General features: G+C 65.3%; 16 protein-coding genes and 1 pseudogene. 5 read left to right on the top strand and 12 right to left on the bottom strand.

The genetic code is table 11. The features are described from left to right. Positions 1-357 precede the first annotated feature (357 nt). Positions 358-1,767, bottom strand: coding sequence for a plasmid pRiA4b ORF-3 family protein (locus tag CH294_RS17110; RefSeq protein ID WP_094738622.1), 1,410 nt, complete (start codon positions 1,765-1,767; stop codon positions 358-360). Between the two features lie 103 nt (positions 1,768-1,870). Here CH294_RS17110 and CH294_RS17105 point away from each other — a divergent pair, with 103 nt between their 5' ends. Continuing rightward, positions 1,871-2,758 carry a LysR family transcriptional regulator gene (locus tag CH294_RS17105; RefSeq protein WP_094738623.1) on the top strand — a complete coding sequence of 296 codons (888 nt, stop codon included), beginning with the start codon at positions 1,871-1,873 and terminating at the stop codon, positions 2,756-2,758. Positions 2,759-2,808: 50 nt separating this feature from the next. Here the strand turns inward: CH294_RS17105 and CH294_RS17100 are convergent, their stop codons facing one another. The 7 genes from CH294_RS17100 to CH294_RS17070 all read right to left on the bottom strand — a co-directional run bounded on the left by CH294_RS17100 (position 2,809) and on the right by CH294_RS17070 (position 13,234). Continuing rightward, positions 2,809-3,507, bottom strand: coding sequence for an SDR family oxidoreductase (locus CH294_RS17100; protein WP_094738621.1), 699 nt, complete (start codon positions 3,505-3,507; stop codon positions 2,809-2,811). A 109-nt stretch (positions 3,508-3,616) separates the two neighbouring features. Next, positions 3,617-4,165: an LpqN/LpqT family lipoprotein gene (locus CH294_RS17095; protein ID WP_094609717.1), complete on the bottom strand. Its 549-nt coding sequence runs from the start codon at positions 4,163-4,165 to the stop codon at positions 3,617-3,619. 76 nt (positions 4,166-4,241) lie between these two features. Further along, positions 4,242-5,159, bottom strand: a complete 918-nt coding sequence (locus CH294_RS17090) for a hypothetical protein (protein WP_094738620.1) — start codon at positions 5,157-5,159, stop codon at positions 4,242-4,244. 4 nt (positions 5,160-5,163) lie between these two features. Next, a complete protein-coding gene (locus tag CH294_RS17085) occupies positions 5,164-5,982 on the bottom strand; it encodes a hypothetical protein (protein WP_094738619.1) in 819 nt (272 codons plus the stop codon). Positions 5,983-6,045: 63 nt separating this feature from the next. After that, on the bottom strand, positions 6,046-6,885 hold the full coding sequence (locus tag CH294_RS17080) for an HAD-IIB family hydrolase (protein WP_094738618.1): 840 nt from the start codon (positions 6,883-6,885) through the stop codon (positions 6,046-6,048). Positions 6,886-6,913: 28 nt separating this feature from the next. After that, positions 6,914-8,119 (bottom strand): metallophosphoesterase, encoded by a 1,206-nt coding sequence (locus tag CH294_RS17075; RefSeq protein WP_094738617.1) that lies wholly within the window; start codon positions 8,117-8,119, stop codon positions 6,914-6,916. A 9-nt stretch (positions 8,120-8,128) separates the two neighbouring features. Continuing rightward, a complete protein-coding gene (locus tag CH294_RS17070; protein WP_094738616.1) occupies positions 8,129-13,234 on the bottom strand; it encodes an AAA domain-containing protein in 5,106 nt (1,701 codons plus the stop codon). Positions 13,235-13,527: 293 nt separating this feature from the next. Between CH294_RS17070 and CH294_RS17065 the strand changes: the two genes are divergently transcribed. Together CH294_RS17065 and CH294_RS17060 are read left to right on the top strand one after the other, a co-directional pair. Beyond that, positions 13,528-14,217, top strand: coding sequence for a TetR/AcrR family transcriptional regulator (locus CH294_RS17065; protein ID WP_094738615.1), 690 nt, complete (start codon positions 13,528-13,530; stop codon positions 14,215-14,217). A gap of 399 nt (positions 14,218-14,616) precedes the next feature. Continuing rightward, positions 14,617-20,094 (top strand): carboxyl transferase domain-containing protein, encoded by a 5,478-nt coding sequence (locus CH294_RS17060; RefSeq protein ID WP_032403857.1) that lies wholly within the window; start codon positions 14,617-14,619, stop codon positions 20,092-20,094. A gap of 97 nt (positions 20,095-20,191) precedes the next feature. On the opposite strand, the gene CH294_RS17055 is transcribed toward CH294_RS17060, so the two are convergent. From CH294_RS17055 to CH294_RS17040, 4 genes are all read right to left on the bottom strand, one after another. Continuing rightward, complete coding sequence (locus CH294_RS17055) at positions 20,192-20,404, bottom strand: hypothetical protein (RefSeq protein WP_141215851.1); 213 nt, start codon at positions 20,402-20,404, stop codon at positions 20,192-20,194. 98 nt (positions 20,405-20,502) lie between these two features. Continuing rightward, a complete protein-coding gene (locus CH294_RS17050) occupies positions 20,503-21,378 on the bottom strand; it encodes a pseudouridine synthase (protein ID WP_032403878.1) in 876 nt (291 codons plus the stop codon). 3 nt (positions 21,379-21,381) lie between these two features. Next, complete coding sequence (locus tag CH294_RS17045; RefSeq protein ID WP_037153401.1) at positions 21,382-22,224, bottom strand: rhodanese-related sulfurtransferase; 843 nt, start codon at positions 22,222-22,224, stop codon at positions 21,382-21,384. A gap of 18 nt (positions 22,225-22,242) precedes the next feature. After that, entirely contained in the window at positions 22,243-23,895 is a 1,653-nt protein-coding gene (locus CH294_RS17040) for an alkaline phosphatase D family protein (protein ID WP_094738614.1), read from the bottom strand. Between the two features lie 127 nt (positions 23,896-24,022). On the opposite strand from CH294_RS17040, the gene CH294_RS17035 reads away from it, so the two are divergent. Further along, positions 24,023-25,495, top strand: coding sequence for a cryptochrome/photolyase family protein (locus CH294_RS17035; RefSeq protein WP_094738613.1), 1,473 nt, complete (start codon positions 24,023-24,025; stop codon positions 25,493-25,495). Between the two features lie 404 nt (positions 25,496-25,899). Next, positions 25,900-26,109 (top strand): annotated as a pseudogene (locus CH294_RS17030) (HNH endonuclease); the annotation flags it as partial.

The raw sequence follows: 26,109 nt of genomic DNA, 5'->3' as shown, positions 1-26,109 counted from the left end.
ACAAGCGGATGGCTGATACATCGAATGCTTTCACCAAACAAAAATTCGGCACTGACATTCATCGACACACTGTTGAGTTCTCAAAGAACACGCACACACTCGAACCCCCCGAACACACAGTCCGAAGGCCTCAAGGGCAACTGTTCCAGCCTATCCCAGCTTGGTCTCGGACACAAGGCCCGACTCTTGGGGGATAAAACCTGCCGAGCCACACGTCCAACCTCGTTCACCCTGTCCGTGAAGACCGGGTCGGTGTCCGTCGCGCTGACTCGACAAAAGTTACGCCACCAACCCCACCAACGCAAATCGGCAGGTCAGGAGTGTCCACAGCAAGATCGACCCCGTTGGACGCACGAATCAGGAGAGCAAGGCGTCGCGCGCGAATCGCCGCGACCAGCTCGGCGAGTCCGATACACCCTGCCGGAAGTAGAACTGCGGACCGTGGGCACCGATGAGGTCGAGGAAGCTCACTGTGGCCTGCGCCGCGAACTGCGCGTCGAACACACCGGAATCCTCACTTGCCCAACCCAGCTCGGCCACGGTCTCGATCAGCATTTCGTTGCGATGGGTGGAGGAGGCAGATGCAGCGAGCGAGATCAGGAAGAGCGTCGCGGCGTCGGTCTCGTACGTCTCCTTACCCAACGGAAGTCGCGAGGCTGCATGTCGCCACAGCCCGACTGGGTCGCCGGCCAAGCTCGCCCCTAGCTTCGTGCGCATCAGTCGCCCCTTGGATACCCGCGTCAATCCGAGGTGTCGCACGGCTTCGCGAAGGTCGGTCACCTGATGGTGGTCGATCTCGCGGTTGCTCGTTCCTACCCATCCAAGACCCCAATCGAGCTCTTCGCGGATCGCCGCGATGAGTGCGGGCTTGAGATAGCCGGCATCTGTCAGGACAACTCCGTCGTCGCCGATCCGGGCGAGGAACCACACCAACTTGGCCATCGCGATCTCGGCCACCGGAAGATCCACCGAACTCTCGATGGTGAGTTCGCATCGGGGTAACAGCGCCATCAAGGACGGCACTTCCGTGGGACGCACGCGATCGAAGAGTCTGCCGATAGCGGGTGCCGTCGCCACCGCCTCGGCGAGAACCGAGCGTCCCGTGTCGAGCGCGTGCAACTTCTTGTTGACCGCACCGACGTCGAACCGGTAGGGGTTGAATGCCGGACCCCACCTCTCGAGCAGGCGGGGAAATTCGGGATCGGCTGGATCGGCAGCGATGTCGAGATCCTGCGCATAATGCGACGGCCCGCCGCAATCCTCGGGCGGGCACGCGCGAGCTCCATCGAGGCAGACCGATCGCAGGTCGTCGATGTCCGAATCTATCTGCTCCAGAACGATGGTGTGTGTCCATCCGTCACCGAAGTCGTACTCGTAGATCAGCACGGATCCGCGCACCGTGAGCACCTCGTCGAGCCGAACCCGCTCTTCGCTCACTGCCTCGTCATCCGGTTCGTGATCGAGTGTCTCGGCCATCTCGAAGCGACGCATCGCACCGACGGTTCCGATGCTGAAGGCGTGCATGTGCCGGTCTTCCCAACCCAGCACGCACTGCAACACCGAGTGCAGTTCGGACAGCAGCAAGTCCGAGCGCACCCGCACCCGACGCCAAATCTCCGGTCGCGTGTGATCGATGGTCACTCCGAGCACCAGGCTGACCAGGCTTCGCCCCGTAACCTGTGTCGTACCGCCGTCCGATAGCTCCCCGGGATCGGGGAGATCCGGGACCACCGACAAGTGCCGGACGCGGCCGGTTCTGATCGACATGCGATCGACCTTAGCCGGATCGATGCGTCGGACACAGGCGTCGGACCCCGTGAGGCGATCCGACCCGTGCGGTGAGCACACGGCCGTCACCTACCCTCGAACCGTGCCGACCTTGCGTGCCCTCGAATGCTTCGTTGCCGTCGTCGAGTGCGGCTCGGTCACCGCCGCGTCGGTGCGCCTGCACCTTTCGCAACCCGCCCTGTCGCATCAGTTGGCCGCGTTGGAAACCGAGATCGGCACATCCCTTCTCGAGCGACTACCTCGCGGTGTTCGTCCCACCCCGACCGGGTTGGCAATACTCGCCGACGCCGAAGCCGCACTGGCAGCGGCCGATCGGGTGGTCGACACCGGACGAGCCGTGGCCGACGGTTCTCGCGGACGACTGCGGCTGGCCTGTGTGGAAACGATGACAGTCCCCGTGGTCGCTCCGATCGTGCGCACGTGGGCCCGCAAGTATCGCAACGTCGACGTGGAGCTTTCCGAACACAGCAGCGCCGACGCCATGGCCGACTCCGTGGCCACCGGCGCGTCCGACCTGGCCGTCGGCCCAGCGTCGGATCGATTCACCGGGCAGGTCACCGAGATCGGCACCGAGGACATCGTCGCGGTGATACCCGAAGGACTCGACCTCACCGACGAGCCGAGCATCTCGTGGAACGACCTCCGCGGAAGACCGATGGTCCACTACCACCCGTCGAATGGACTCGGAGGGTGGATAGACGCCGAGGCCGCGGCGCGCGATATTTTCCCGACGGTCAGCACGCGTACTCGAAGCGCCACTACCGCAGCGCAATTGGCCCGCGCAGGCTTGGGGATTGCGCTGGTGCCGACGTCTGCTCTCCCTGACCGATTCGATGGCGTCGTCAAGCCCCTACAACCGAACCTACGTCGCACCGTGGTCGCCATGGTCGGATCGCCGAGTGACGCCTTGGTTCAGCGGTTCGTCGCCGACCTGCTCCGCCGCGGGATTCCAGCCGGCCCGCGGCGATGACATGCGTCAGCTCGTCCCCACCAGCAACAACAACCCGAGCGACACCCGCCTCAGACGAACCGTCCTCCGCCGTCGACGTGCACGGTGGTACCGGTGACGAATGTGTTGGTGAGCGCAAAGAACACCGCGGCCACCACGTCGTCCGGCCGGCCGACCCGACCCGCAGGATTGGCTCGCGCTGTCTCGGCGAAGAACGAGTCCTTCCCTGCTCCCATCGAATCCCACGCGCCGGAATCGACGATGCCCGGCGACACCGCGTTGACCCGAATCGGAGCCAATTCGACCGCGAGCGCCTCCACGAGAAACACCACGGCCCCGTTGGTCGTCGCCATCACCGAGAGACCGGGTGCCGGCTTCCACGCGGCCACCCCGGAGAAGAACAGTAGCGAGCCGCCCTTCGCAATACTCGATGCGAAATGCTTGGCCAGCACAATGGGCCCGATCACTTTCGTGTCGAACGCCTTTCGGATGTCGGCGACGTCGAGGTCGGCGACCGAACCGTTCGCGTGATCGGCCGCGAGACTCACCACGTGATCGACCGATCCGACCTCCGCGGCCGCTGCAGCGATCGATTCCTCGTCGGTCAGATCGACGATCACCGAGGTTGCCCTTGGACCCATCGCCGCGGCCGCGTCGTTCAGCACATCCGGACGTCGACCGGCGAGGATCACCTCGCCTCCCCCGTCGACGATCTCGGCCGCAACGGCCCGCCCGATTCCCGACGCTCCACCTATCAGCAGTACTCGCATGACGCATCACCCTTCGCTCGATTGGTACCTCACCAGCCAAGCGAAGAGTTCACCGTCGGACAATCGTAATTACCTACCACTGCCATAAATGAAATCGATGGATCTGAGGCTACGATCCGTCGGTCGTCAAGCCGTCGTTGATCGCTGTGACGTCGAAGGCCAACGCGTCGAGCTGAGATGCCAACGTCGTTACCGTCAACTGCACCAGGTACTGGGTATCGACGCCCACCAACACGTACCGAGTCGTCACCGCTGCTTCGAGTTGTTGCGCGACGTAGGAACCCCGAATGAATCGCGACGGCCAACCGAGCCACGACGCCGTACTCGCCTCGCGCTCCACCCAGCCGGGCATCGCCCGCCCGTCTCCGAAACCCAACGCCATCAACGCTTCCGGATCGATCGTGCGCGAGAGAGCACCGACGAGAAGCACAGCATTGGGAGCGAATCCGTTCTCCACGAGATTCGGTTCCACGATCACCTGGGTGGCACCGGGAAACTGCGCCGGATCGAGCGTCTGCCAGCCTGCAGGCACCGGCACGGTGATGCCCAGCTCTGCCGCCGCGGCACCGTCGAGCGGGGACACCCGTATCGCGTGCGCGTTCAAGTACTCGGCAATCGTGGTGGGTTCGGTCGGCTCCGGCGACTGGGCGTCGTTCACAGCATGGGCCTTTCGGTGGCGGACGAATCACTGGCACGCCAGAGGCTACCTGCGCCGATCCGGGCCTCGACAATCGCTAGAGGCAGTGCCCCGCGGGAAGCCGATCACTGCGCGACTCCAGCCAGCCACCGACCGCGTCGAGCATGGCGGTTCCGTCGGTGAACGAACCCGAATCCGGTTGCGCCGCAATCGCTACACCGACACGTCCAGCAACGGTGGTGACGATACCGACTTGTCGCACGACGTAGCCACCATCCACGCGCGGCCCCCAGCCGCCTTTGAACGCTGCGTCGGACAGCTGCCCCAGGCCCCATTGCTGCTCCGGCACAACATTGTTCATCATCTCGACCACGGGTCCGGCATCCGGAATGCACGACAAACCGGCCGCGAACGTCGCCTGGTCCTGCGTAGACCATTCGGTCTGCCCGAACGCACTGAATTCGGGACGGATCCGCTCCCTCCGAATCGTCGTGGCAGAGTCACCGCCTTGCCGCAGAACCGACTCGACCGCGGCACCCGCAGCAGCGGAATCACCCAGCGAACCCCACAGCGCGTCGGCCGCCGCGTTGTCGGAGCTTTCGATCGCCGCTGCGGCGTCGGCCAGAACCGCGTCACCGCCATTGCGTAGAGCGGCGACGGCCATCGGTACTTTGACCGTCGACCACGCGACACCGGAGGTCCACGTTCCGAGCACGGTGGCCGGACCGCCACCGACCGGAACCAGAGCAAGGCCGATGGGGCCACCTGCCGCGGATTCGAGTACGCCGAACTCCTCAGCGAGATCGGCGACAGACAACGGTTCGACCGGAACTGCGGTGCTCCACACTCCAGGGTCCGACGTCGGTCGGTCCGACCGGGGCATCGGCAGGGACGTCGACGCGGAGACCCCCGACGTATCCGTCGCAGTGCCGTCGTCCGTGGCAATCGTGCAACCGGAGACCAGCAGTGCAAGCGAAAGAGCGACCGCGTAGAAGCTTCCGGTGCCGCGGTGCATCGACCTAGAAGAGGTAGACAACAGCGTTCTCGCCACCGGTGCACGTCACCAACTGCGCGGACGACACGCAGTTCATCTCGTACCGCTTGCCGGTGACAGGACTGCTGGCCACCACCGTTCTGGAATTACGATCCGAGCCGCCACGCGTGTAGGCCAACCGCACTTCCTCGGCGAACGGGCACGACGTTGCCGTCGACCCCACTGCCGAACCCCGAAGGCCGCCGGTCGACGCAACGGTGGCTGGGCAGGTCTGCGCACCCGCCGGCAGAGTCGTCACGCCCGATTCCTGTCCACCCGTCGAGGAGGAGCCCGGCACCGCGCCCGAAGCGCTGCCGTCGCTCTCCACCGACGGCGGTGCGGCAATCGCCGACGCCACGGCTGGACTGGCGTCGTCGCGCAGCGTCAACCAGGCGAACACTCCACCGAGAATCAGTGCTACCGCCACCAGAACGGCAACGACGATCCAGAGACCGCCGTTCCCATTGCGCGGCGACTGCGGCGGACCACCCGCGAACACCGGCGGGAAGGGAACTGCGCCGGGCCCTCCCGACTGCGCTGCGACATCGGGCTGCACTGCGGCACGAGGCTGCGCTGCGACATTGGGCTGCACTGCGGCACGCGGCTGCGCTGCGACATTGGGCTGCACTGCGGCACGCGGCGGGCGAAGGGGACGACCGGACGGAGACGGGGAATCGGAAGCCCCGGAGTCGGCAGTGTCCGGTGAATACCCCGGCGGTGGAATCACTCGATCGGACGGATTCGGCTGCGCGCCGTACTGCCCGTAGGCGCGCTGCGAGGGGTCCCCCGAACCTGGATAGCTCATGGTGTCCTTCTGCCGATGATGGGGCCAGCCTTTCACACAGGGTCGAAACGAGCAGACCGGACGTTACAATTCGGCGCGGAGTGCGGTGAGTTCTTCGAGGTAGCGTGCGACCGCGTCGTCGTCGTTGCATCCGAGGACTCGATCTGCGACGGCAAGCACCGGTGCCGCGGCATTCGACGGACACAACGCCGTGCCCGCCCAGGCGAGCATCGGTAAATCGTTGCGCGCATCTCCTACTGCTGCAACCGAATCCGCCGATACACCCCACTGCTCACACAACTCGTGCAGCGCGCTTGCCTTCGAAACTCCCGCAGCGGACATCTCGATGTACGGCGCACCCGAGTGCGTCAACTCCACCCCGGCCAGGCCGGCCGCAGCGACGAGCTCGTACAGGGCCTCACTGCTTGTATCCCTGTGCCGAGCAACGATTTTGACCGTCGGCTCGACCTCGACCGACAAGCCGTGATCGGAGAGTTCCATCTCGTTGGGTTGCCGATGATGGTCGGCGAACACGCACAGTTCCGCATACCCGGCCTCTGCCACGAATCGAGTGGCACCGACGGTCGCGAAGGCCACGCCGGGTACGAGAGACCGCACGACCGACTTGACCGACGCGACCGTCTCGGCCGGTACCGATCTGGTACCGACGATGTTCGGGGTACCGTCGGCCAGATCGAGAACCACCGCCCCATTGGCCCCGATAGCCGTCCCCCGGAAGCCACAGGACGCAGCGAGTTCGTCGATGGAGTGACGCGCCCGTGCGCTCGCCCACACCACCCTTATTCCGGCGGCGTCGGCACCGGCCATCGCGTCGGCCGTGCGCGCCGAAATCGTTCGGTCCGAACGCAACAGCGTGCCGTCGAGATCGGTTGCGACCACAACGACGTCTTCGGCTCTGTTCACGTCACCGATACTGCCAGGTGTCGCTGCCTCAGCCGGCGACCAACGTCAGAACGGATATCTCACTCGGTGCGAACACCCGGAACGGCGGACCCCAGAAGCCCGATCCGCGGCTGGTGTAGAGCTGAGTTCGGTCGCCATGACTGCTCAGTCCGTGTACGACCGGCTGGTCGAGGCGGACTAACGCCGAGAACGGCCAGATCTGGCCGCCGTGCGTGTGACCGGACACCTGCAGATCGACACCCGCCAGGACGGCGTCGCCGATCTGTTTGGGCTGATGGGCCAGCAACAACACAGGCGTCGAGGGATCGGTACCTGCGAGAGCTCGAGGAAGATCGGCACCGTGGCCTGGCGCACCGGAACCCTTCGCCGTGGCGTCGTCGACGCCGGCGATGATCAGGGCATCGTCACCGCGATGGAGCACCACGTGCCGATTGTGCAGAGAGTTCCACCCGATGCTCTCCATGTGATCGAGCCACTCCTGCGCCTCGCCGAAGTACTCGTGATTGCCGGTGACGTACACGCGCGCCGATGTTGCGAGCATGGATTCGAGCGGTGCCGCTTGCTGTCGACGCCGACCGACCGAACCGTCGGCGATGTCTCCCACATGGGCCAACACATCGGGTTCGAGTGCATTGACCGCATCGGTCAATCGGTGCGACCACGTTGTCCGATCGAGCGGACCGAAATGCGTGTCGGTCACCAGAACTACTCGCAGACCGTCGAATCGAGGGCCGAGCCGGTCGATCCGCACGGTCGTGTGCCGAACCCGCGGTGTGCGCATCGCCTCGTAGTGACCCCACAGGGCAAGGACCACCACAATTCCCACGGTCGAAACCGACACGATCCGCGACCGCACCGGGTCGTCGACTCCGGCGAACCACAGGCCGAGCCGCAGCAGCAACGACAGCGCCGACCACACGAATGCGATCCAGACCAGACCGAGCAGCACATCTCCGACGCGCGCCCAGGCATCTTTGCTTCGCCCCTCGGGACCGGGCCGGTGACCCAGGTACATCGACGTGGGCAGCGCGAGGAACGCGCCGACCGCAACCGAGGTCCCGACGACCTGCACAGCCGATCCCCACTGTGCGCCCGCGAACACAACCGTCCACGTCGGTAGCGCGAAAAGTACCGCGCAGACCGAGAACACGACGGTGGGCACCACTATCCGGCGGCGACGCGAACGAGAGGGTGAGGCCGGCCGGTCGGGTTGCTGAGTCTGGCGATCTGTCATCGGCGGGCGCTACGGTCGACGCCGCGTGGTGTAGCCGCGGAGTCCGTTGAGCGGGAGTTCGTGCTCGGCGATCTTCTGGTCCTCCGATTCTTCGAGACCGACGCTCGTCTCGACGTCGGTCTTCTCGGGCTCCACCGGACTTTCGTCCGCCCCGTTCGACTCGGCAGTGCCGGACTCGGTAGTGCCGGACTCGGGCGGCACGACGCTCGGCGTGGTCTCGTCTCGAGCCGCAGCCTCCTCCCCTGCCCGTGCAGGTGATGTCGCTCCGTTGTCGGCCGTATGTTCGGCCTCTGCGGGTGCCTGCTTCTCGAGCTTGGGCTGCGTGGATCCGTTGGTCATCGGCGATCGACTCGACGTCGAAGACCCGTTCGGGTGTGCAGAGCCACGGGACGCGGCGGACCCGCCGGATCCGTTGGTCGCGTGAGCACCGTTGGTTCCCGACCCGTTGGTCTTTCCGGTTCCATCGAGGCTTCGAGAGCCGTTGGTCGGCGTCGGAGCCGATGTTTCTCGATCTCCGGAAGTGGCCTCGGTCGGAATGTCGATGTGCGGCATGCTCCACAGTGACAGCACCGATCGATGGTGCACCGAAGAGTCGTCGGTGGACGAGGTATCGAAGGCACCGGAATCGTCGAACTGCGAGGCCTCGAGCGGCACCGGCGTCCACGCTTCGCCGGAAGACGTAACGCCCTCCACCACAACGCTGTTGGGCTTGATTCCCAGCTGCGCCAACGTTGCCCAGAGACTTTCCAACGCCGCATCGCGGTCGAGGTAGTACTCCGATTCACGTACCCGCCAGAACGTCCAGCCGCAGCGCTTGAGTTCCTGCTCACGCTGCAGATCGGCCAACCGCTGCGCCGAGGTGGACAGGAAGGTGTCGCCGTCGCACTCCACCGCCAGCCGCGAGGATTCCCCGGTGACCACGAGGCCCAGACGCCGATTGTTCACCATCACACCGGGATTGACGTGAAATCCACGTTCGACGAGGTCGCTCCACAGCTGCTGCTCGAGAAGCGTCTCGAAGGGGGCCGTCCGGACCTCCCGTGAGACGTTCACCGGCATCGGGTCGGCCGGTGCGGGCGAAACGGAGGTGACATAGCTCAGCAACGAGTTGCGCAGGTCCGCTCGCTTGAGGCGGTCGACCGTCACCGAGTGGAAGAGCCACAACTGATCCTGTGCCCGCGAGGCCGCCACGTTGAACCGCCGCTTGTACTGGTTGGCGGTGAGGGTGGCGAAATTTTGGTCGGGTGCCACCACCATCGAGAGAAACACGACGTTACGTTCGTCGCCCTGGAAGTCCGGCGGTGTGCCGACGCGCAGCCGCCGCTGCTCCCACTGTTCGATGCCGATGCGCTTGATCAACTCGTTGCGAATCTCGTCGACCTGCGACTGTCCTTGCAGCACAACGACGCCGAAGGTCAAGTTGTCGTACGAGGGATCCTCGAGGCAGTCGGCGATCTGTTGAGCGATCGCAACGGCCTCGGTGCGGTTGACGAGCGACGCATTCTTTCCGGTCACCGTTGCACCGCGAACGTACGTGTGCCGCAACGGCGGTAACCGATCCGCCCCGAACTGCCGCACGGGAACGAGCGGTGAGTCTCCGTAGAACTGCTGGCTCGACCAATTGATGATCTCGGGCATCGACCGGAAGTGCTCGCGTAACCGCACCACCTGGCCGAACCTGGTGCGCAGCATGGAGAACAGACTCGACCTCGGCGTCAGAGTCGCCCGTACGTGTTCGGGCAGATCGGGCAGGTAGACGTCCAACCGATCGAACACGTCCTCGAGGGTGCCGGTCTGCATGACGTCGGCTGGTGCGCACTGCCGGTCGTCACCCACCACGATCACGCGAGGCGCGAGATACAGCAGGAAGAGGCTGGTGATGTCGGCCTGGCTGGCCTCGTCGACGATGACGACGTCGAAGCTACCCGGTACCGGCGGAATCGACGCCAGCACCTGCGAGAGCGGCATGACCCAAGCAGGCACCGCGCTCTGCGCCTCGCGCATCGCCGATCGTGCTGCACTGCGGTAGGTTTCGGCGTACTTGCCGGCCCCGGATCCGATGCTGGAGATGTGCTCGCGGTAGGTCTGCAACGCACGGACCTCGACGGCTGTCATGCGCTCGAGACTGTTGCGCCACGCACTCGCGGCAGCGAGACGGGTAGTGAGATAAGCGATATCGGTATCGGCAGCGGCCAATTCCGCTTCGAGTTGCTGTTCGAGACCGCCATGATGCTGCTCGCCGACCCACTCGCGAGCACGACGCCACGCCCAGGCCTTCGACATCTGCCAACTGAGCTCGTCCCATTCGAGATCGGCGGCGGTGTCCTCGACCAGATCGAACAGGGCGGGTGCCACCGCGGACAACGACGCCGACATCGATTCGAGCAGGAGTTGATCTTCTTGCTCTGCACATGCCTGCGAATACGAGGCAACGGCAGCAGCCAATTCCACCGGATCGGCGGTGCTCAACGCACTCACCAGGGTCGAGCCCTCGGGCGACGGCCCGGCATCGATGCGAGTGGCGACCGAGAACTGCAGGGCCTCGAGTTCGGCACGCGCGGCGTCGATGTCCGCTCGCTGGGCGATGGCGTCGGCAGCTCCGGCAACCTCGTGAGCCTCGGCCAGGCTTCGAATCCACGGTGCCGCAGGGGAAATGGCGTAGAGACGGTGCACCAGGGCGTCACGTGCGGACACCACCTGAGCCACCAGGCCGAGCCGATCGGCGATCCGCGCCACGTCGTTCACACGAATCGAACGCGTTCCGTCGAGCGGAACGACGATCGCAAGGTCGGCCAGTAGCACCGCTGCGCTCTGCACGGAGTCCAGCGCGCGGAGGTGTTCGGCCACCAGGCGCGCGGCCATCGCCGTCGTCGCGGGCTGTCCGTCGACCGTGGCCACGATGTCGAGAGCCTCGACGGCTTTCTGTTCCTCGCTGCGACGGAACCGCGGCTTCCATTCGACACCCGACTCCAGTGCTCCGGCCAGCGCATCCATCGCCGCCAGCGCCGCCGACGAACTCGACGAACACTGCACGTCGTGCGCACCGACGTAGCGATCCGACGCAGCTGCCGTCTCCACCATCAGGTCCAGTCCGCTGACCCGGGACCACAGGTGCGCGGCTTCGCCGGACAGCACCGAATCGGTCAGGCGTGAATAGGAATCGTCGAGTTCGACCACCGCTCGAACTCGGGCGGCAAGTTCTTCGCACAGTTGCCTGATCTCGGCGGACACCGCCGGCTGCACGCCGTCGAGCAGCGTGATGAGGGACTGGGCCTGGGGCGAGACAGTGTCGATCTGCGCGCCTGCACGCTGGCAGAGCGCCGCGAGTTCGGCCGAATTCGGCAGCATCGTCTCCGGGCGGGGCAGCACCTGGCGGGAGCGCAGTGCACGATTCTCGTCCGAGGTAGCGATCAACGTGCGCAAGCGATCGACCTGAGCACCGTCGAGTGGTGGCCGATCGGCCAGCAGCGGGCCCGGCAGCCACTCGTGTGAGCTCTCGGCCGCTTTGACCTTGCGCACGATCGACGACACCGTGCCGTCGTATCCGTCCGAAACATACTCGTGCACAACAGTTTCGGACTCACGGAGCGCGCTGACGCGGTCCAGCAGCTCGGCTCGCCGAGCGAGAGCCGCCGCACGCTGCGTCGTCAGTGCCTCGATCTTCTGCACCTCGCTGGCCTCGTCGAACGAGGTCTTGCGTTCGGCTATCTTCGCGACGCTGCGGTTGAGCTCGTCCGAACCACCACGAGAGAGGTCGGTGATGGACACGCAGAGCTCCTGCAGCTCCGGCGGAAGTTTGTCACGCAGCACCCGCAAAGCTTGTGACTTTTCACTAGTGACCAGAACCCGCTGACCGCGCGCCAGCAGACCTGACATCAGGTTCGCGATGGTGTGGGTCTTGCCCGTACCGGGTGGCCCCTCGACCACGACACCGCTGTCGCGTCCGAGACGTTCGATGATCTGCGACTGCTCCGCGTTCGCCGGCAACGGAAACAGAGGATCCTCGGCCAGTACCGCCGACTCACCTGCTCCGGTGCGCTCGAGCCACGCCAACCGATCGGCCGGTTCGATGGCGTCGACGAGCTGCGCGAGACCCAGCGGTACCGGGGAGTCGGCGAACTCGAGATCGGCGATCATCTGCTCGTAGTACTCGACCAACGCAAACGAGTTGCGGGTACGGAGCACGAGGGCAGGCGAGATGGTCAGTGTTCGGTCGTCGTCGATGTAGGCGAGAGCTCCGGGCGGTCCGACCCGATCGAGTACCTCGATCTCGTGCCGCGGAACTCGCGCAGCCCAGTTTCGGAGGAATTGCTCCATTCCGGCTCCGACGGGCGAGGTGACCGAGTCGTGAAGTTGCTGCGCCAGGTCAACCGATCCGGAGGTATCGAATTCGTTCGAGCCCGTCAGCAGCTGCCCGTCCTCGAGCCGCGGGGTTGTGTTCGCCGCGAGACGTACCAGCAGGTCCCCGGTACGAACGTCCCGCTCGATGTTGGCCGGCTGCGTGACCAGGTGGGTGCGCACACTGCGCTGCGGATCGACGTTGCTCGACGTCAGCAACCCCGACGCCACCACCAGTTCGATCGACTCGGGCCGAGACGCGAGCTCTTGCATCATCAACTGCAGGGCCTGGTAGATCGCGGCCTGGGGACGCCGCTCCCGGTCCTCCTGCGCCCACTCCTTCCACGACTGCGAGTACTCCTCGAAAGCCTTCTTGATCTCGTACGCCTTGCGGATGTCGAAGTCGGCATCGGATTCCTGCGCCTCGGCACGACGGCGGGACGTCACCGACGCCGCGTCGGCCAGCTCCAGCTCGCGGTAGCGGCTGTCGGCGACGATCTGAGGATCGAGCCACCCCGACAGCAGTTCGGGAGGTGCGGGCGGCTCGTCGACCGCGATGCGCGGCGCACGGAGCACCACGCCACCCTGCTTGGCCAGCGAATCGAGCTGCATGGGCACGTCACCGGAATGCACCCACTCGACCTGGACGTGATCGTCGAATCGCAGCACAGGGTTCGATCTCGCCTCGACGATCTCGCGAAGGAAGCGCAGCAGGCGTTGCACCCTGCTCTTGAGCTCGTCGTCGTGTTCACGACCGGTAGCCGCTGCAGCCGTCACAGTTTCCCCACAAATACTCGAATGGTCGTCCCATTTCAGGGACAGTGCTTGCGCACCCCGGCCACACTAGCCGCTCGAAAGCAGTTGTTCACCGCGTGCTGAGCACACAGAATGCGTTCTAGTGCCCGGTCACAAAGACCGAGTTTCGGTGGCCGTATGCACCACAGCGGAACACCCCGATCCACTCCCCCGGCGCCCGCTCGAATCCGCACGATGACGCGAGTTCCGCAGCGGGGTGAGATTCGCAGGTTCATCCGCACGGAACCGTGCGCACAATGACGTATAAAGACTGAATGCCTGCTGCGCCGGAGTCCGATGGCGACCTTCCGAATCGGGAGCTGCCGATCACCCCACGCGGGCTACGAACTCGATCCTCGCTCGTGGCGGCCGCACGACGCGTCTTCGAGGAGAGCGGATACCTCGACTCCCGACTGATCGACATCACCCGCGCTGCTCGGTGCTCCGCCGGAACCTTCTACACGTACTTCACCAGCAAAGAAGAAATCCTGGCCGCGGTGCTCGAACAGGCCAGGGACGACATGCTGCACCCCGGAACGGAACGGGTGGATCCCCACGAAAACCCGGTAGCCGTGATCGCAGCGAGCAATCGCGCCTACTTCGAGGCGTACCAGCGCAACGCGAAGCTGATGGCCCTGCTCGAGCAGGTCTCGAACATCGATCCCGAATTTCGCCGGCTACGTCGCGAGCGCGCCGACGCCTTCGTCAGACGCAATGCTCGCAGCATCGAGAGCCTGCAGAACCGAGGCCTTGCCGACACCGAACTCGATCCCCTTCTCTCTTCCCGAGCCCTCTCTTCGATGATCAGTCGTCTGGCGTTCAATCACTTCGTCGTCGACGCCGCCGGCGGTCGGTCCGCGGCGGACTACGAGGGCCTGCTCGAGACCGCGACGAGGCTGTGGGTCAACGCGCTGCGGCTGCCGTTCACCGACGACGGAGACGCCGAGCGAGGGCTGGATGCGTGACGTATCGGCTCACTCGACGGGACTCGGCCGAGTTGTACCCACCGGTAATGTACTCGCCGGTAGGAACGTAGGTGTCCGAACAGCGAATTAGCTGTTACGCCAACGCTACTCGCGGGTACGAGAGTGTTACTGCCCGGTAGCACCGTCCGGAAGGAGTCGAAATAGGTTGTCACAGAGGATAATTCCGATCTTGGTGATCAATCACACTCACGCCGAACGTCGTTGGCGATGCACGGGGGCGCATTGCAGTTAGAATAGGTCGGTCGGAGTGCTGCATGAGCGTAGGAGTGGAGCCTGCGGAACGACCCGATGGCACATAAACGGACATGCCAGCACCAATCCACGTTCCATCGAGAGTGCACCGACGAAGTGCGCCCATACCGAGCGAAGAGAGATACGTTGTTCAAGCGGATTGCAGTAGTCAACCGAGGCGAGGCAGCAGTACGGCTGATCCGAGCCGTCCGAGAGCTCAACGCCGAACACGATTACGGCATCCGCACCGTAGCGCTGCACACCGAGGCGGAGAAGCGGGCCATGTTCGTCCGCCAGGCCGACGAGGCCGTCACGCTGCGTAAGCCTGCAAGCGGCTCGGCGTACCTCGACTACAGCGTCCTCGAGGCGGCGCTGGTGGAGTCCGGTGCCGACGCAGTCTGGGTCGGGTGGGGCTTCGTCGCCGAGGACCCGACGTTCGCGGACCTCGTCGCCCGACTGAACATCACCTTCATCGGCCCGTCCGCCGACGCGATGCGTCTGCTCGGCGACAAGGTCGAGGCCAAGATCCTCGCCGAAAAGGTCGGCGTCCCGGTCGCACCGTGGTCCGGTGGACCGGTCGAGACCCGCGCGGACGCACGTCGTCACGCAGCGGCGATCGGCTACCCGCTGATCATCAAGGCCCGCTCGGGCGGCGGTGGCCGCGGTATCCGCAAGGTCTTCCACGAGGACGAACTCGAACTCTCCCTCGAGCGCACCCAGGGCGAGGCCGAGCGCTCGTTCGGCGACCCGGTCGTGTTCCTGGAGCGTCTGGTCACCGATGCCCGCCACGTCGAGGTACAGGTCATCGCCGACAGCCACGGCAACGTGTGGGCTCCGGGTGTGCGCGACTGCTCGATCCAGCGTCGCAATCAGAAGGTCATCGAGGAGTCCAGCTCGCCGCTGCTGACCCAGGAACAGGCCGATCAGCTGCGCACGGCCTCCGCCGAGCTCGTCAAGGCCGCCGGCTACCAGGGCGCAGGCACCGTCGAGTACCTGTACCAGCCCGAGCAGAAGATCTTCACGTTCCTCGAGGTCAACACCCGACTTCAGGTCGAGCACCCCATCACCGAGTACACCACCGGCATCGACCTGGTGAAGCTGCAGATCCTCGTCGCCGACGGTCAAGCACTGCCCGGCGAGTGCCCCACCGAGTTCGGTCACGCCGTCGAGGCCCGCCTCAACGCCGAGGACGCCGACAACGGCTTCGCGCCGGCTCCCGGCACAGTCGAGCTGCTCAAGTTCCCGCTCGGCACCGGCATCCGCGTCGACACCGGTATCGCCCAGGGCGACGTGATCCCGCCCGACTACGACTCGATGGTCGCCAAGGTGATCGCCTGGGGCCGCGACCGCAGCGAAGCTCTCGCACGGTTGCGGAACGCACTACGCGAGACCACCGTCGTCATCGACGGCGGCACCACCACCAAGTCCTTCCTGCTGAGCCTGCTCGACCGCGAGGAAGTCATCTCCGCCTCCGCCGACACCGGCTGGCTCGACCGCACCGAGGCCGGCTCCCAGGTGGGCCCGACGGCCGTCGCGGACATCGCCATCATCGCCGCGGCCATCGACGCCTACGACGCCGAGGAAGGCCGCGAGCGCACCGCGTTCCTCAACTCCGCTCGCGGCGGTCGTCCGCGCGCCACCCATGCCATCGGCCGCACCGTCGAACTGAACTACCAGGGCCAGGCCTACAAGATCGAAGTAGGCCAGACCGGCACGCACCGCTACAGCATCGACGGAGATGCCATCGGGGAGTTGCAGGTCGACGTCGAACGCCTCGGCGCCTACGAGAGCCGTTTGGTCATCGGCGACCGTCGCTACCAGGTCGTCACCGTAGCCGGAGCCGCCCACTTCCTCGTCGAGGTCGACGGCATCAGCCACCAGATCTCCCAGGACGAGGCCGGGTTGGTCCGCGCGCCTGCCCCCGCCGTCGTCGTGGCCGTCCCGGTCGCCGTCGGAGACGAGGTCGAAGCGGGACAGACCCTCGTCGTCCTCGAATCGATGAAGATGGAAACTGCCGTCCGGTCCCCGTACGCGGGCACCGTGCGTGAGGTACTGGCCTCGGTCAACGGCCAGGTCGACGCCGGAGCAGCCCTGCTGCGCGTCGATCAGGCCGGTGAGCAGAAGGTGTCCGAGCAGGCACCGCGCGTGCAGTTCCGCGGCATCGACGACGCCGCGCAGCGCTCGCCGCAGCGCCGCGCCCTGGACCGCCTCGACGAGCTCGCAGCCCTCATCACCGGTTTCGACGTCAGCGGAGCCCGCGCTCGAAACCTGTTGTCCACCTACGAGACTCTGCGTGCCGACGTGCCGCGGAACGACTCGGAACTGGTGAGTGCCGAACTGTCGTTGCTCAACACATTCGCCGATATCTGCGAACTCTCGCGCAACCGACCGACGATGGACGAAGAGAGCAACGACGAGCGCGTCCACTCCCCTCGCGAGCACTTCCACTCGTTCATGCAGTCGCTCGACGCAGACGTGCAGGGACTGCCGGAATCATTCCGGGGCAAGCTCACTCGCGCCCTGGCGCACTACGACGCCGCCATCGACGAAGGCCGCACACCCGAGCTCGAAGAAGCCGTCTACCGCGTCTTCCTCGCCCTGCAGCGCATGGAGAACCAGGTTCCGGTCATCGCTGCCCTGCTCGGCCACTGGCTCAGCGACTGCTCGGAACAACCCGACGCCACTCCGGCCATGGCCGAGGTACTCGAACGACTCATCGGTGCCACCCAGGCCCGCTACCCCGTCATCGGCGACGTCGCCCGCAACCTGCGCTTCCGACTGTTCGACGAGCCGCAGATCCGCACCGCACGAGAGAAGATCTACGACGGAGTCCGCGGCAGTCTGCAGTACCTCGCCGAGAACCCCGACGCCGCCGACTACTCGGCGCGCGTCGCCGCTCTCGTCGCTACCCCGGAGCCGTTGATCGAGCTGCTCGCACAACGGATCACCGATCCCGGAGCCCTGCTCGAGGTGATCACCCGCCAGTACTACGAGATCCGCACCCTCGAAGACGTCAAGGCCTTCGACCGCGACGGGAAGCACTTCGTCACCGGTAACTTCGAGCTCTCCGGCGAGCGACTGCACCTCGTCTCCACCGCTACCGACTTCGATTCTCTCGCAGCCACTCTCGACGCGGTCGAGGACATCGCCGGTCCGTCACCGGAGCACCTGGCCGTGGACCTCTACCTGTCCTGGCCGGACGCGCCGACGGACGGCGACGCCCTCTCGGAACAACTCCAGGCTGCACTGGCCGCGCACCCGAGCACCGGCCGCTGGCGTCGCGTCACCGTGACCGCCTTCGGGTCCGCGACCCGAAAGATGACCTACCGCCGCACCACGGTCGAGGGATCCGAGCCCCTCGCCGAGGACACGATCATCCGGGACATGCACCCGCTGACCGGTCAGCGACTGGACCTGTGGCGACTGAAGAACTTCGACGGCGTTCGCCTGCCTGCCAGCGCCGGAACGTACCTGTTCCACCTGACGTCGAAGGCCAACCCCTCCGACGAGCGACTGGTTGCCCTGGCCGAGATCCGCGGTGTCACAACACAGTTGGACGACGCCGGCAACATCGTCGCCGTACCCGAGATCGAACGCACCGTCGCAGCCTGCCTCGACGGAATCCGCCGGGCCCAGGCCGGACGCGGCAAGAAACGCCTCGACGCCAACCGCGTCGTGCTCTACGTCTGGCCGGTACTGAACGTGCCCGCCGACCGCATCGCCACCATCGCCCGGCACATCGCGCCGCTGACGATCGGTGCAGGCCTCGAGGAGATCACCCTCATCGCACGTCTGGCCGAAACACCCGGCGCAACACCGCGCGAGGTCGCGTTGCGTCTGTCGTACCGATCCGGTGCAGGCATCGTCGCCAAGGTGACCCCGCCGCCGACCGAGCCGATGCGCCCACTCGACGAGTACACCCAGAAGGTGCAACGCTCCCAGGCCCGCGGCACCGTGTACCCGTACGAGCTCATTCCGTTGCTCAGCAGCAACGGTGGCACGTTCACCGAGTACGACTTCGACGCCGACGGCGTACTCGCACCGGTCGATCGTCCCTACGGCCGCAACACCGCAGGCGTCATCGTCGGTCTCGCGACCACACCGACCGCCAAGTACCCCGAGGGCATCACTCGCGTCGCACTGTTCGGCGACCCGACCAAGGCACTCGGCACGGTCGCCGAGGCCGAGTGCTCGCGGATCGTCGCGGCCATCGACCTCGCCGAGCAACTCGGTGCGCCCGTCGAGTGGTTCGCATTGTCCTCCGGTGCAACGATTTCCATGGAATCGGGCACCGAGAACATGGACTGGGTCTCGCGCGGCCTGCGTCGCATCATCACCTTCACTCAGGCCGGCGGTGAGATCAACATCGTCGTCGCAGGCATCAACGTCGGCGCGCAGCCCTACTGGAACGCCGAAGCCACGATGCTCACCCACACCAAGGGCATCCTGGTGATGACCCCCGACAGTGCGATGGTGCTCACCGGAAAGCAGTCCCTGGACTACTCCGGTGGCGTCTCGGCCGAGGACAACTTCGGCATCGGCGGCTACGACCGCGTCATGGGCCCCAACGGTCAGGCGCAGTACTGGGCACCGAACCTGCGGGCCGCGTGCGACATCCTGTTCGCGCACTACGACCACGCGTATGCCGCACCGGGAGAACGCTTCCCACGCCGCGCAGCCACCGCAGACCCGACCGAGCGCGACGTGCGCACCTACCCGCACGTGCACCCGTCGAGCGACTTCACCACCGTCGGCGACATCTTCTCCTCGGTCACCAACCCTGACCGCAAGAAGCCGTTCGACATTCGCACCGTGATGCGCGCCGTGGTGGACCAGGACCACTCGGTGCTCGAGCGTTGGGCCGACATGGCCGACGCCGACACCTCGGTGGTGTTCGACGCCCACCTCGCCGGAATCCCGGTGTCCGTCATCGGTATCGAGTCACGGGCCATCCCCCGCAAGGGCTGGTTCCCCTCCGACGGCCCCGATCAGTGGACCTCGGGCACCTTGTTCCCGAACTCGTCGAAGAAGACAGCACGCGCCATCAACGCCGCCAGCGGAAGCCGGCCGATCGTGGTGCTGGCCAACCTCTCCGGCTTCGACGGATCACCGGAATCGCTGCGCAACATCCAGCTCGAATACGGTGCCGAGATCGGCCGTGCCATCGTCAACTTCGACGGACCGGTCGTGTTCTGTGTGGTCTCGCGCTACCACGGCGGAGCGTTCGTGGTGTTCTCCGGAGCGCTCAACGACAACATGGAAGTCCTCGCCGTCGAGGGCTCCTTCGCCTCCGTACTCGGTGGTGCCCCGGCAGCAGCAGTGGTGTTCACCCGCGACGTCAACGCCCGCACCGCAGCCGACTCCGAGGTCAAGGAACTCGAAGCACGACTGAACGCAGCCGAGGACGACGCCACCCGCTCGGCGCTACGGGTCGAGCTCGGCACCGTGCGAGCGAACGCCCGCAACGCCAAACTGGGTGAAGTGGCAGCCGAATTCGAGGCCATCCACAACATCCAGCGCGCGCAGAACGTCGGATCGGTGCACCACATCGTCCCCGCCGCCGAACTGCGCCCGCAGCTGGTCGCCGCCATCGAACGCGGAATGGCGCGGTCGTTGGCCAAGTAGGGCCTGGCTGGACGCAAACGCGCGCGCGTTTGCTGGAGGCTCACGGAATGGTTACCCATTCCGCAAGCGTCTGGCGAATGCGCGCGCGTTTGTCGGTTCAGGGGAGGTTGTACTGAGGAATCGTGGCCACGATTCCGGTGCACTGTCCCGTGAAGATGGTCAGCGCGCAGGCCTCCCACAACCGAGACAGATCCGAAATCGCTCCGCTCGAGCTACCGGTGCTGGCGCTTCCGGTATCGGCTACCGCGACCGCAGGCGATGCTACGGCGATGACTGCGGCTCCCAACACGACAGCAATACGACGCTTCACGCTGTTCTCCTCTTCGATTCCGTCGAACACGTTCCGAACGCGACGCTAATCGCGCGCCCGAATCGTCACAATCGTCCGAACGAACGATTCGAAACCCGTCAGACCTCGAGTACGCGGGCGCTGACGAAGCGCCTGGCCTCACCGGTCAGGGGGTCCGTGAAGTTCAGTGCCCGGGCGAGGAGCTGCAAGGGTCTGGTGAAGTCGTCGGCAGGAACCGAGGTGAACACCGGATAGTAAGGGTCGTTCTCGATAGGAATACCCAACGAGGACAGGTGAATCCGCAGCTGGTGCGTCTTTCCCGTCTTGGGAAACAGTCGATAGCGGGCACGATCACCGAACGTTTCGACGAGTTCGATGCGCGTCTCGCTGTTCGGCTCCCCCGGCTCCTCGTACGCCGTCATGACCCCGTGCTCCTTGAGGATTCGGCTCCGTACGATGCGCGGAAACTGCAGCGCCGCATCGAATCCCGCGACGGCCTCGTATTCCTTGGCGACGTTCCGCGTCGAGAAGAGTTCCTGATACGGCCGTCGGGCATGCTTGGTCTTGGTGAAGAGCAGCACCCCGGCGGTGGCGCGATCGAGTCGGTGCGCGGGCGTGAGGTCGGGGCAGTCGAACTGCTTACGTAGTCGCACCGTCGCGGTTTGCGTGACGTGCCGACCACGCGGGATGGTGGCGAGGAAGTGCGGCTTGTCGACCACCAGCAGGTCGTCGTCCTCGTGCAGGATGCCGATCTCGAACGGAACCGGAACCTCCTGCGCTGGAACACGATAGAAGTACACCTGACTGCCGGCGCGGTACCGTGTGTCGACGGAAACGGGCCTGCTCTTCTCGTCGACCACTTCGGCGTCGAGCATGGCCCGCCGCCAGTCGTCCTCGGGCATCTCACGTTCCAGATACTCGGCGATCGTGGTAGCCGGATCACCATGCGGTAGAAGCAGTCTCAGAGGCGCGAGACCGTCCCGAAAAGGCAGCATCACTCAGGCGCAATCGAGACAGATCAACCGCAAACCACGGCCGGCATCACCGTCGAAGTCCTGGTACCGCGACGTCGGGTTGCCGCAGGAACTGCACCGACCGATGACGGCGGTGTGGTCGGAGAAGTTCTGAGCCATCCGCTTGTCGAAAACGAACAGCGAGCCCTCCCAGAGCGCGTCGTCACCGAAAGTCTCTGCGTATCGGACGATTCCGCCGTCGAGCTGATAGACCTCCTCGAACCCACGGGCCACCATCAGCGAAGACAGCACCTCGCACCGCACTCCCCCGGTGCAGTAGGTGACCACCGGGGACTTCTTCAGATGGTCGTACGCACCGGAATCGAGCTGCGAGACGAAGTCCTTCGTCGTCTCGACGTCGGGGACGACCGCGTTCTTGAACTTTCCGATCTGTGCCTCGAACGCATTTCGGCCGTCGAAGAAGACGACGTCGTCGCCGCGGGAATCGACCAGCTCGTGCACCTGCTCCGGGCTCAGATGAGTGCCACCGCCGACCACGCCGTCGGCGTCGACCTTCAGTTCACCGGGGGCTCCGAACGTGACGATCTCGTCCCGGACTCGAACGGACAACCGCGGGAAGTCGTTGCCGAGGCCGTCGGACCACTTGATGTCGGCCGCCTTGAAGGCCGGATAGCTGCGGGTGCCGCGGACGTACCTCTTGACGTCGTCGACGTCACCGCCCACCGTCGCGTTGATGCCGTGTTCGGAGATCAGGATGCGTCCGGTCAGGTTGTTCGACGCGGCCAGCGACTGTTGCCACAGCCTGATCGCTTCGGGATCGGGCAGCGGAGTGAACACGTAGAACAGGACGATTTTCGGTACAGCCACGCTGTCCAGTATGGCGTGTCAGCCCCGTGGTGGCGCTGCCGCCCGAACGCGCTGAGTGCCGGAGTCGACGGTGAAGCCCGCTCCCCAGTACACCGCGGTCTGCGGATCCTCCTTGGCGGTGAGGAACCAGTGGTCCATCCGAGCCGCCGTCTTGGTGACCTCGAAGACGCCGAACCCGTGGCTGTCGAGGTCGACGAACTTCACGTGGTGGTTGAGCGCCTTGAATGCTTCCTCGGCGACCCGACCCAGCGTGTGCGGCGGAGTGTGCGTCAAATCGTCGATGTTGGCCGAGCTCACCGAGGTGACGACCAGCTCGGTGGCAGCAGGCTCCGTCGTTGCGTAGTGCGCCGCGTCGAGAGGTACCTCGCAGGCCCAGGCCGAGTGGATGTCGCCGGTGATGAAGACCGTGTTGTCGACGCCTGCATCGACGATCGCTCCGAGCAGCTTGCGGCGGTCGGCGGTGTAGCCGTCCCATGGATCGGCGTTGTAGGGCAGACCGCCCTCGGGAATGCCGAGCAGCGAGGTGACCGCCCTGGCGGCGTCGCGGTCGAGCGGCGGGATCAATGTCGGAGTGATCATCACCGGATTGCCGACGATCTTCCATTGCGTCGGCGACGAGACGATGCCGTCGGTGAGCCACTGCATCTGCTCGGCACCGGTGATGGTCCGGTTCGGCGAATCGACCTCGGGACCGTTGAACGGCAACACCTGCTGCGAGCGGTAGGTCCGTAGGTCCAGCATCGAGAGTTCGAGCAGGTTGCCGAACCGGAGCCTGCGGTACAGATGACGGTTGGTCGCGGTGCCTGCCGCGCGTACCGGCATCCACTCGTAGTAGGCCTGCTCCGAATTGGCCTTGCGCGTGTACCAATCGCCCTCGGTGGCGGGAGTGTGGTTCTCGGCGCCGCCGTCGTACGCGTCGTTGGCCGACTCGTGGTCGTCCCACGTGCAGATCCACGGGACGTCGACGTGCGCGGCCTGCAGATCCGGGTCGGACTTGTACTGACCGTGCCGCTGACGGTAATCGGCGAGCGTGACGATCTCGTGCGTGGGCGAATGCTGCCGCACGACGCCGTCGCGCCCCGGGAAGCCGCCCGTCTCGTACTCGTAGATGTAGTCGCCGAGGTGCACGATGGCGTCCAAGTCCGTCCTGGCGGCCAAATGCCGGTAGGCACCGAAGTAGCCCGACTCCCAGTTGGAGCACGAGACGACGCCGAAGCGCATCGCATCGACGTCGGCATTGTTGGCCGGTGCGGTGTGCGTGGTCCCGACGGCCGATGCCGCGTCGCTCGTGCGGAAATCGTAGAAGTACGTGGTGTCCGCGCTGAGGCCGTCGACGTCGACCTTGACGGTGTGATCGGTATCGGGGCCGGTCGAGACGGTGCCGGAGGAGACGACGTCACCCATGTCCGCGCTACGGGAAATCCGCCACGTCACCGACACCTGCGGGCCGACGCCGGAGCCCGGGGTGGCGTCGGGCGTGGGGGTGATGCGGGTCCAGAGAACGATCGCGTCGGGTAACGGATCTCCCGACGCCACCCCGTGCAAGAAGCCTCGGTCGCTGCCCTGCGCGTGGGCAGTCGCAGGCAGGGTCGTGGCCACTCCGGCCACTGCGACGGCCACCGACGACGAGCGAAGAAACGTCCTTCTGGAAAGCGCAGACTCAGCGTGCATCGGGTCAGTCCATGCGATGGATGGTCGGTGGTCAAGTAAGGCGCGCCTGGGTCGGCCCCAGTGTTCACCAGCCGGCCATGCTCCGGACGCTGGTTTGCCTTCGTCGCTGCGGGAGAACACTCCGAGAATGGACGCTCTGTGGTTGTTCGGTGATCAGCTCGGCCCGCACTTCCACTCGGTGGACGAGCATGCCGAGCGAGACGTGCTGATGATCGAGTCGCGGCGCGTGTTCCGACGTCGGCGATACCACCGACAGAAGCTCCACCTCGTGTTGTCGGGGATGCGCCATCTCGCCGACGAGCTGGGTGATCGCGTCACCTATCTGCAGACCGAGACGTACCGCGAGGGGTTGGCCGAGTACGGCAAACCCGTGGTGGTGTTCGAGCCCACCTCACACGCGGCGGAGAAGTTCGTCGCCGCCTTGCACGAGGAGGGCCTGGTCTCGGAGATTCTGCCGACGCCGATGTTCGCGCTTCCCCGGGCAGAGTTCGCCGACTGGGCGGCCGAGCGTGGGACCTTCCGGATGGAGACGTTCTACCGGGAGCAGCGCAAGAGATTCGACGTGCTGATGGACGGTGCCGATCCCGTCTCGGGTAAATGGAACCTCGACGCCGAGAATCAGTCGCCACCCCCGAAGGGTCGGTTGACCCTGGGTGTCGAAGAGCCGTGGTGGCCGACCGAGGATGCCATCGACGAGCAGGTGCGCGTCGACCTCGACGATTGGGACCTCGACACCGTCGGAGTCGACGGGCCACGAGTATTCGCGGTGACGGCGGCCGAGGCATCGGAGGCGTTGTCGCACTTCGTGAATTACCGCTTGGACGACTTCGGCAAGTACGAGGACGCGGTGATGGCCGATGACTGGACGATGTCGCACTCGCTCCTCTCGGTCCCGCTGAATCTTGGCCTGCTGCAACCGCTGGACGTGGCGCATGCTGCCGAGGACGCCCACCGAGACGGCACCCCGCTGGCGAGCGTCGAGGGTTTCGTTCGGCAGATCCTCGGCTGGCGCGAATACGTATGGCACCTGTACTGGCATCTGGGGCCGGAGTACCTCGAGCGCAACAAGCTCGAAGCGCATGAACCCCTTCCGAGTTGGCTGACGGAGTTGGACGGTGATGCCGTGGTGGCGAAATGCCTGTCCAGCACCGTCGACGGCGTGCGCGACCGCGGCTGGGTGCACCATATTCCTCGACTGATGATTCTGGGAAACTTTGCACTGCAACATGCTTGGGACCCCCGAGCCTTGACCGACTGGTTCGCAACGGCTTTCGTCGACGGATTCGCCTGGGTGATGCCGGTGAACGTGATCGGCATGAGTCAACACGCGGACGGCGGAGTGATCGCCACCAAGCCCTACGCCTCGGGCGGGGCGTACCTCAATCGCATGACCGACTACTGCAAGCCGTGCGAATTCAACCCGAAAAAGCGACTGGGCGACGACGCCTGCCCTTTCACCGCCGGCTACTGGGCCTTCGTACACCAGCACCGCGAGATGTTGGCACTCAATCACCGCACGGCGCGTCAGGTGTCGTCGATGAACCGATTGAGCGACCTCGAGCAGGTGTTGGAACAGGAACGTCAGCGCGAGGTGTACTGACGCGCCGGATGCCTGCACCGGGGATTTCCGAACTTCGAGAGCGTCGCGCTCGGTGACGAAACGCCGCATCGGTCCGATGGCCGTACGTTGGGCGAATCTGCATGCGCGACGCTCCCCGCATGGTCGTGGACCGCCCGCGCGGCAGATGAACCGCCACGAAGACACCCAAGTAACGCCAGCGGCGGATGGGAACGAGTTGGTGCTGGTCGATTACGCGTAAAAAATCGAAATAGTCACCGCGTGCTCGGACTGGAATCGCTGCAGCGATCACCATCAGGAAACGGGCTCCATAGCTCCTACCACAGGCTACCGACAGGTATCGATTCGCGAATCCTTATGCACAGCAATAGTTTTCGATTCGACTATCATTGCCAGTCGAACGCACGTTCGATACACTTACCCCCATGACAACGGAGATCTGGCAACTGAGCGAGGCAGAACTCCTCGCCGACGCTGCTGATGTCTCCCACCGAATCCAGTTGATGGAAGCCCGACGTATCGCCCTCGTCGCCGAGATCGACACTCGAGTGGCCCGCGAGAAACTCGGATTCCCCGGACCCGCAGGGTGGTTGACCTCCACCACCCTGCTCACCCCCAGCAAAGCCACCAAGATC

The organism is Rhodococcus sp. 14-2483-1-1 (assembly GCF_002259335.1).
Classification (GTDB): Bacteria; Actinomycetota; Actinomycetes; order Mycobacteriales; family Mycobacteriaceae; genus Rhodococcoides.
The sequence above is the reverse complement of the archived record's forward strand: the minus strand, read 5'-3'. Positions and strand labels throughout refer to the sequence as shown.

Excerpts from the sequence above, each read along its gene's own strand:
- CH294_RS17065 (WP_094738615.1), top strand. The coding sequence starts at position 13,528 with ATGCCTGCTGCGCCGGAGTCCGATGGCGACCTTCCGAATCGGGAGCTG.
- CH294_RS17085 (WP_094738619.1), bottom strand. The coding sequence starts at position 5,982 with ATGAGCTATCCAGGTTCGGGGGACCCCTCGCAGCGCGCCTACGGGCAG.
- CH294_RS17050 (WP_032403878.1), bottom strand. The coding sequence starts at position 21,378 with ATGCTGCCTTTTCGGGACGGTCTCGCGCCTCTGAGACTGCTTCTACCG.
- CH294_RS17035 (WP_094738613.1), top strand. The coding sequence starts at position 24,023 with ATGGACGCTCTGTGGTTGTTCGGTGATCAGCTCGGCCCGCACTTCCAC.
- CH294_RS17100 (WP_094738621.1), bottom strand. The coding sequence starts at position 3,507 with ATGCGAGTACTGCTGATAGGTGGAGCGTCGGGAATCGGGCGGGCCGTT.
- CH294_RS17040 (WP_094738614.1), bottom strand. The coding sequence starts at position 23,895 with ATGCACGCTGAGTCTGCGCTTTCCAGAAGGACGTTTCTTCGCTCGTCG.
- CH294_RS17090 (WP_094738620.1), bottom strand. The coding sequence starts at position 5,159 with ATGCACCGCGGCACCGGAAGCTTCTACGCGGTCGCTCTTTCGCTTGCA.
- CH294_RS17110 (WP_094738622.1), bottom strand. The coding sequence starts at position 1,767 with ATGTCGATCAGAACCGGCCGCGTCCGGCACTTGTCGGTGGTCCCGGAT.
- CH294_RS17075 (WP_094738617.1), bottom strand. The coding sequence starts at position 8,119 with ATGACAGATCGCCAGACTCAGCAACCCGACCGGCCGGCCTCACCCTCT.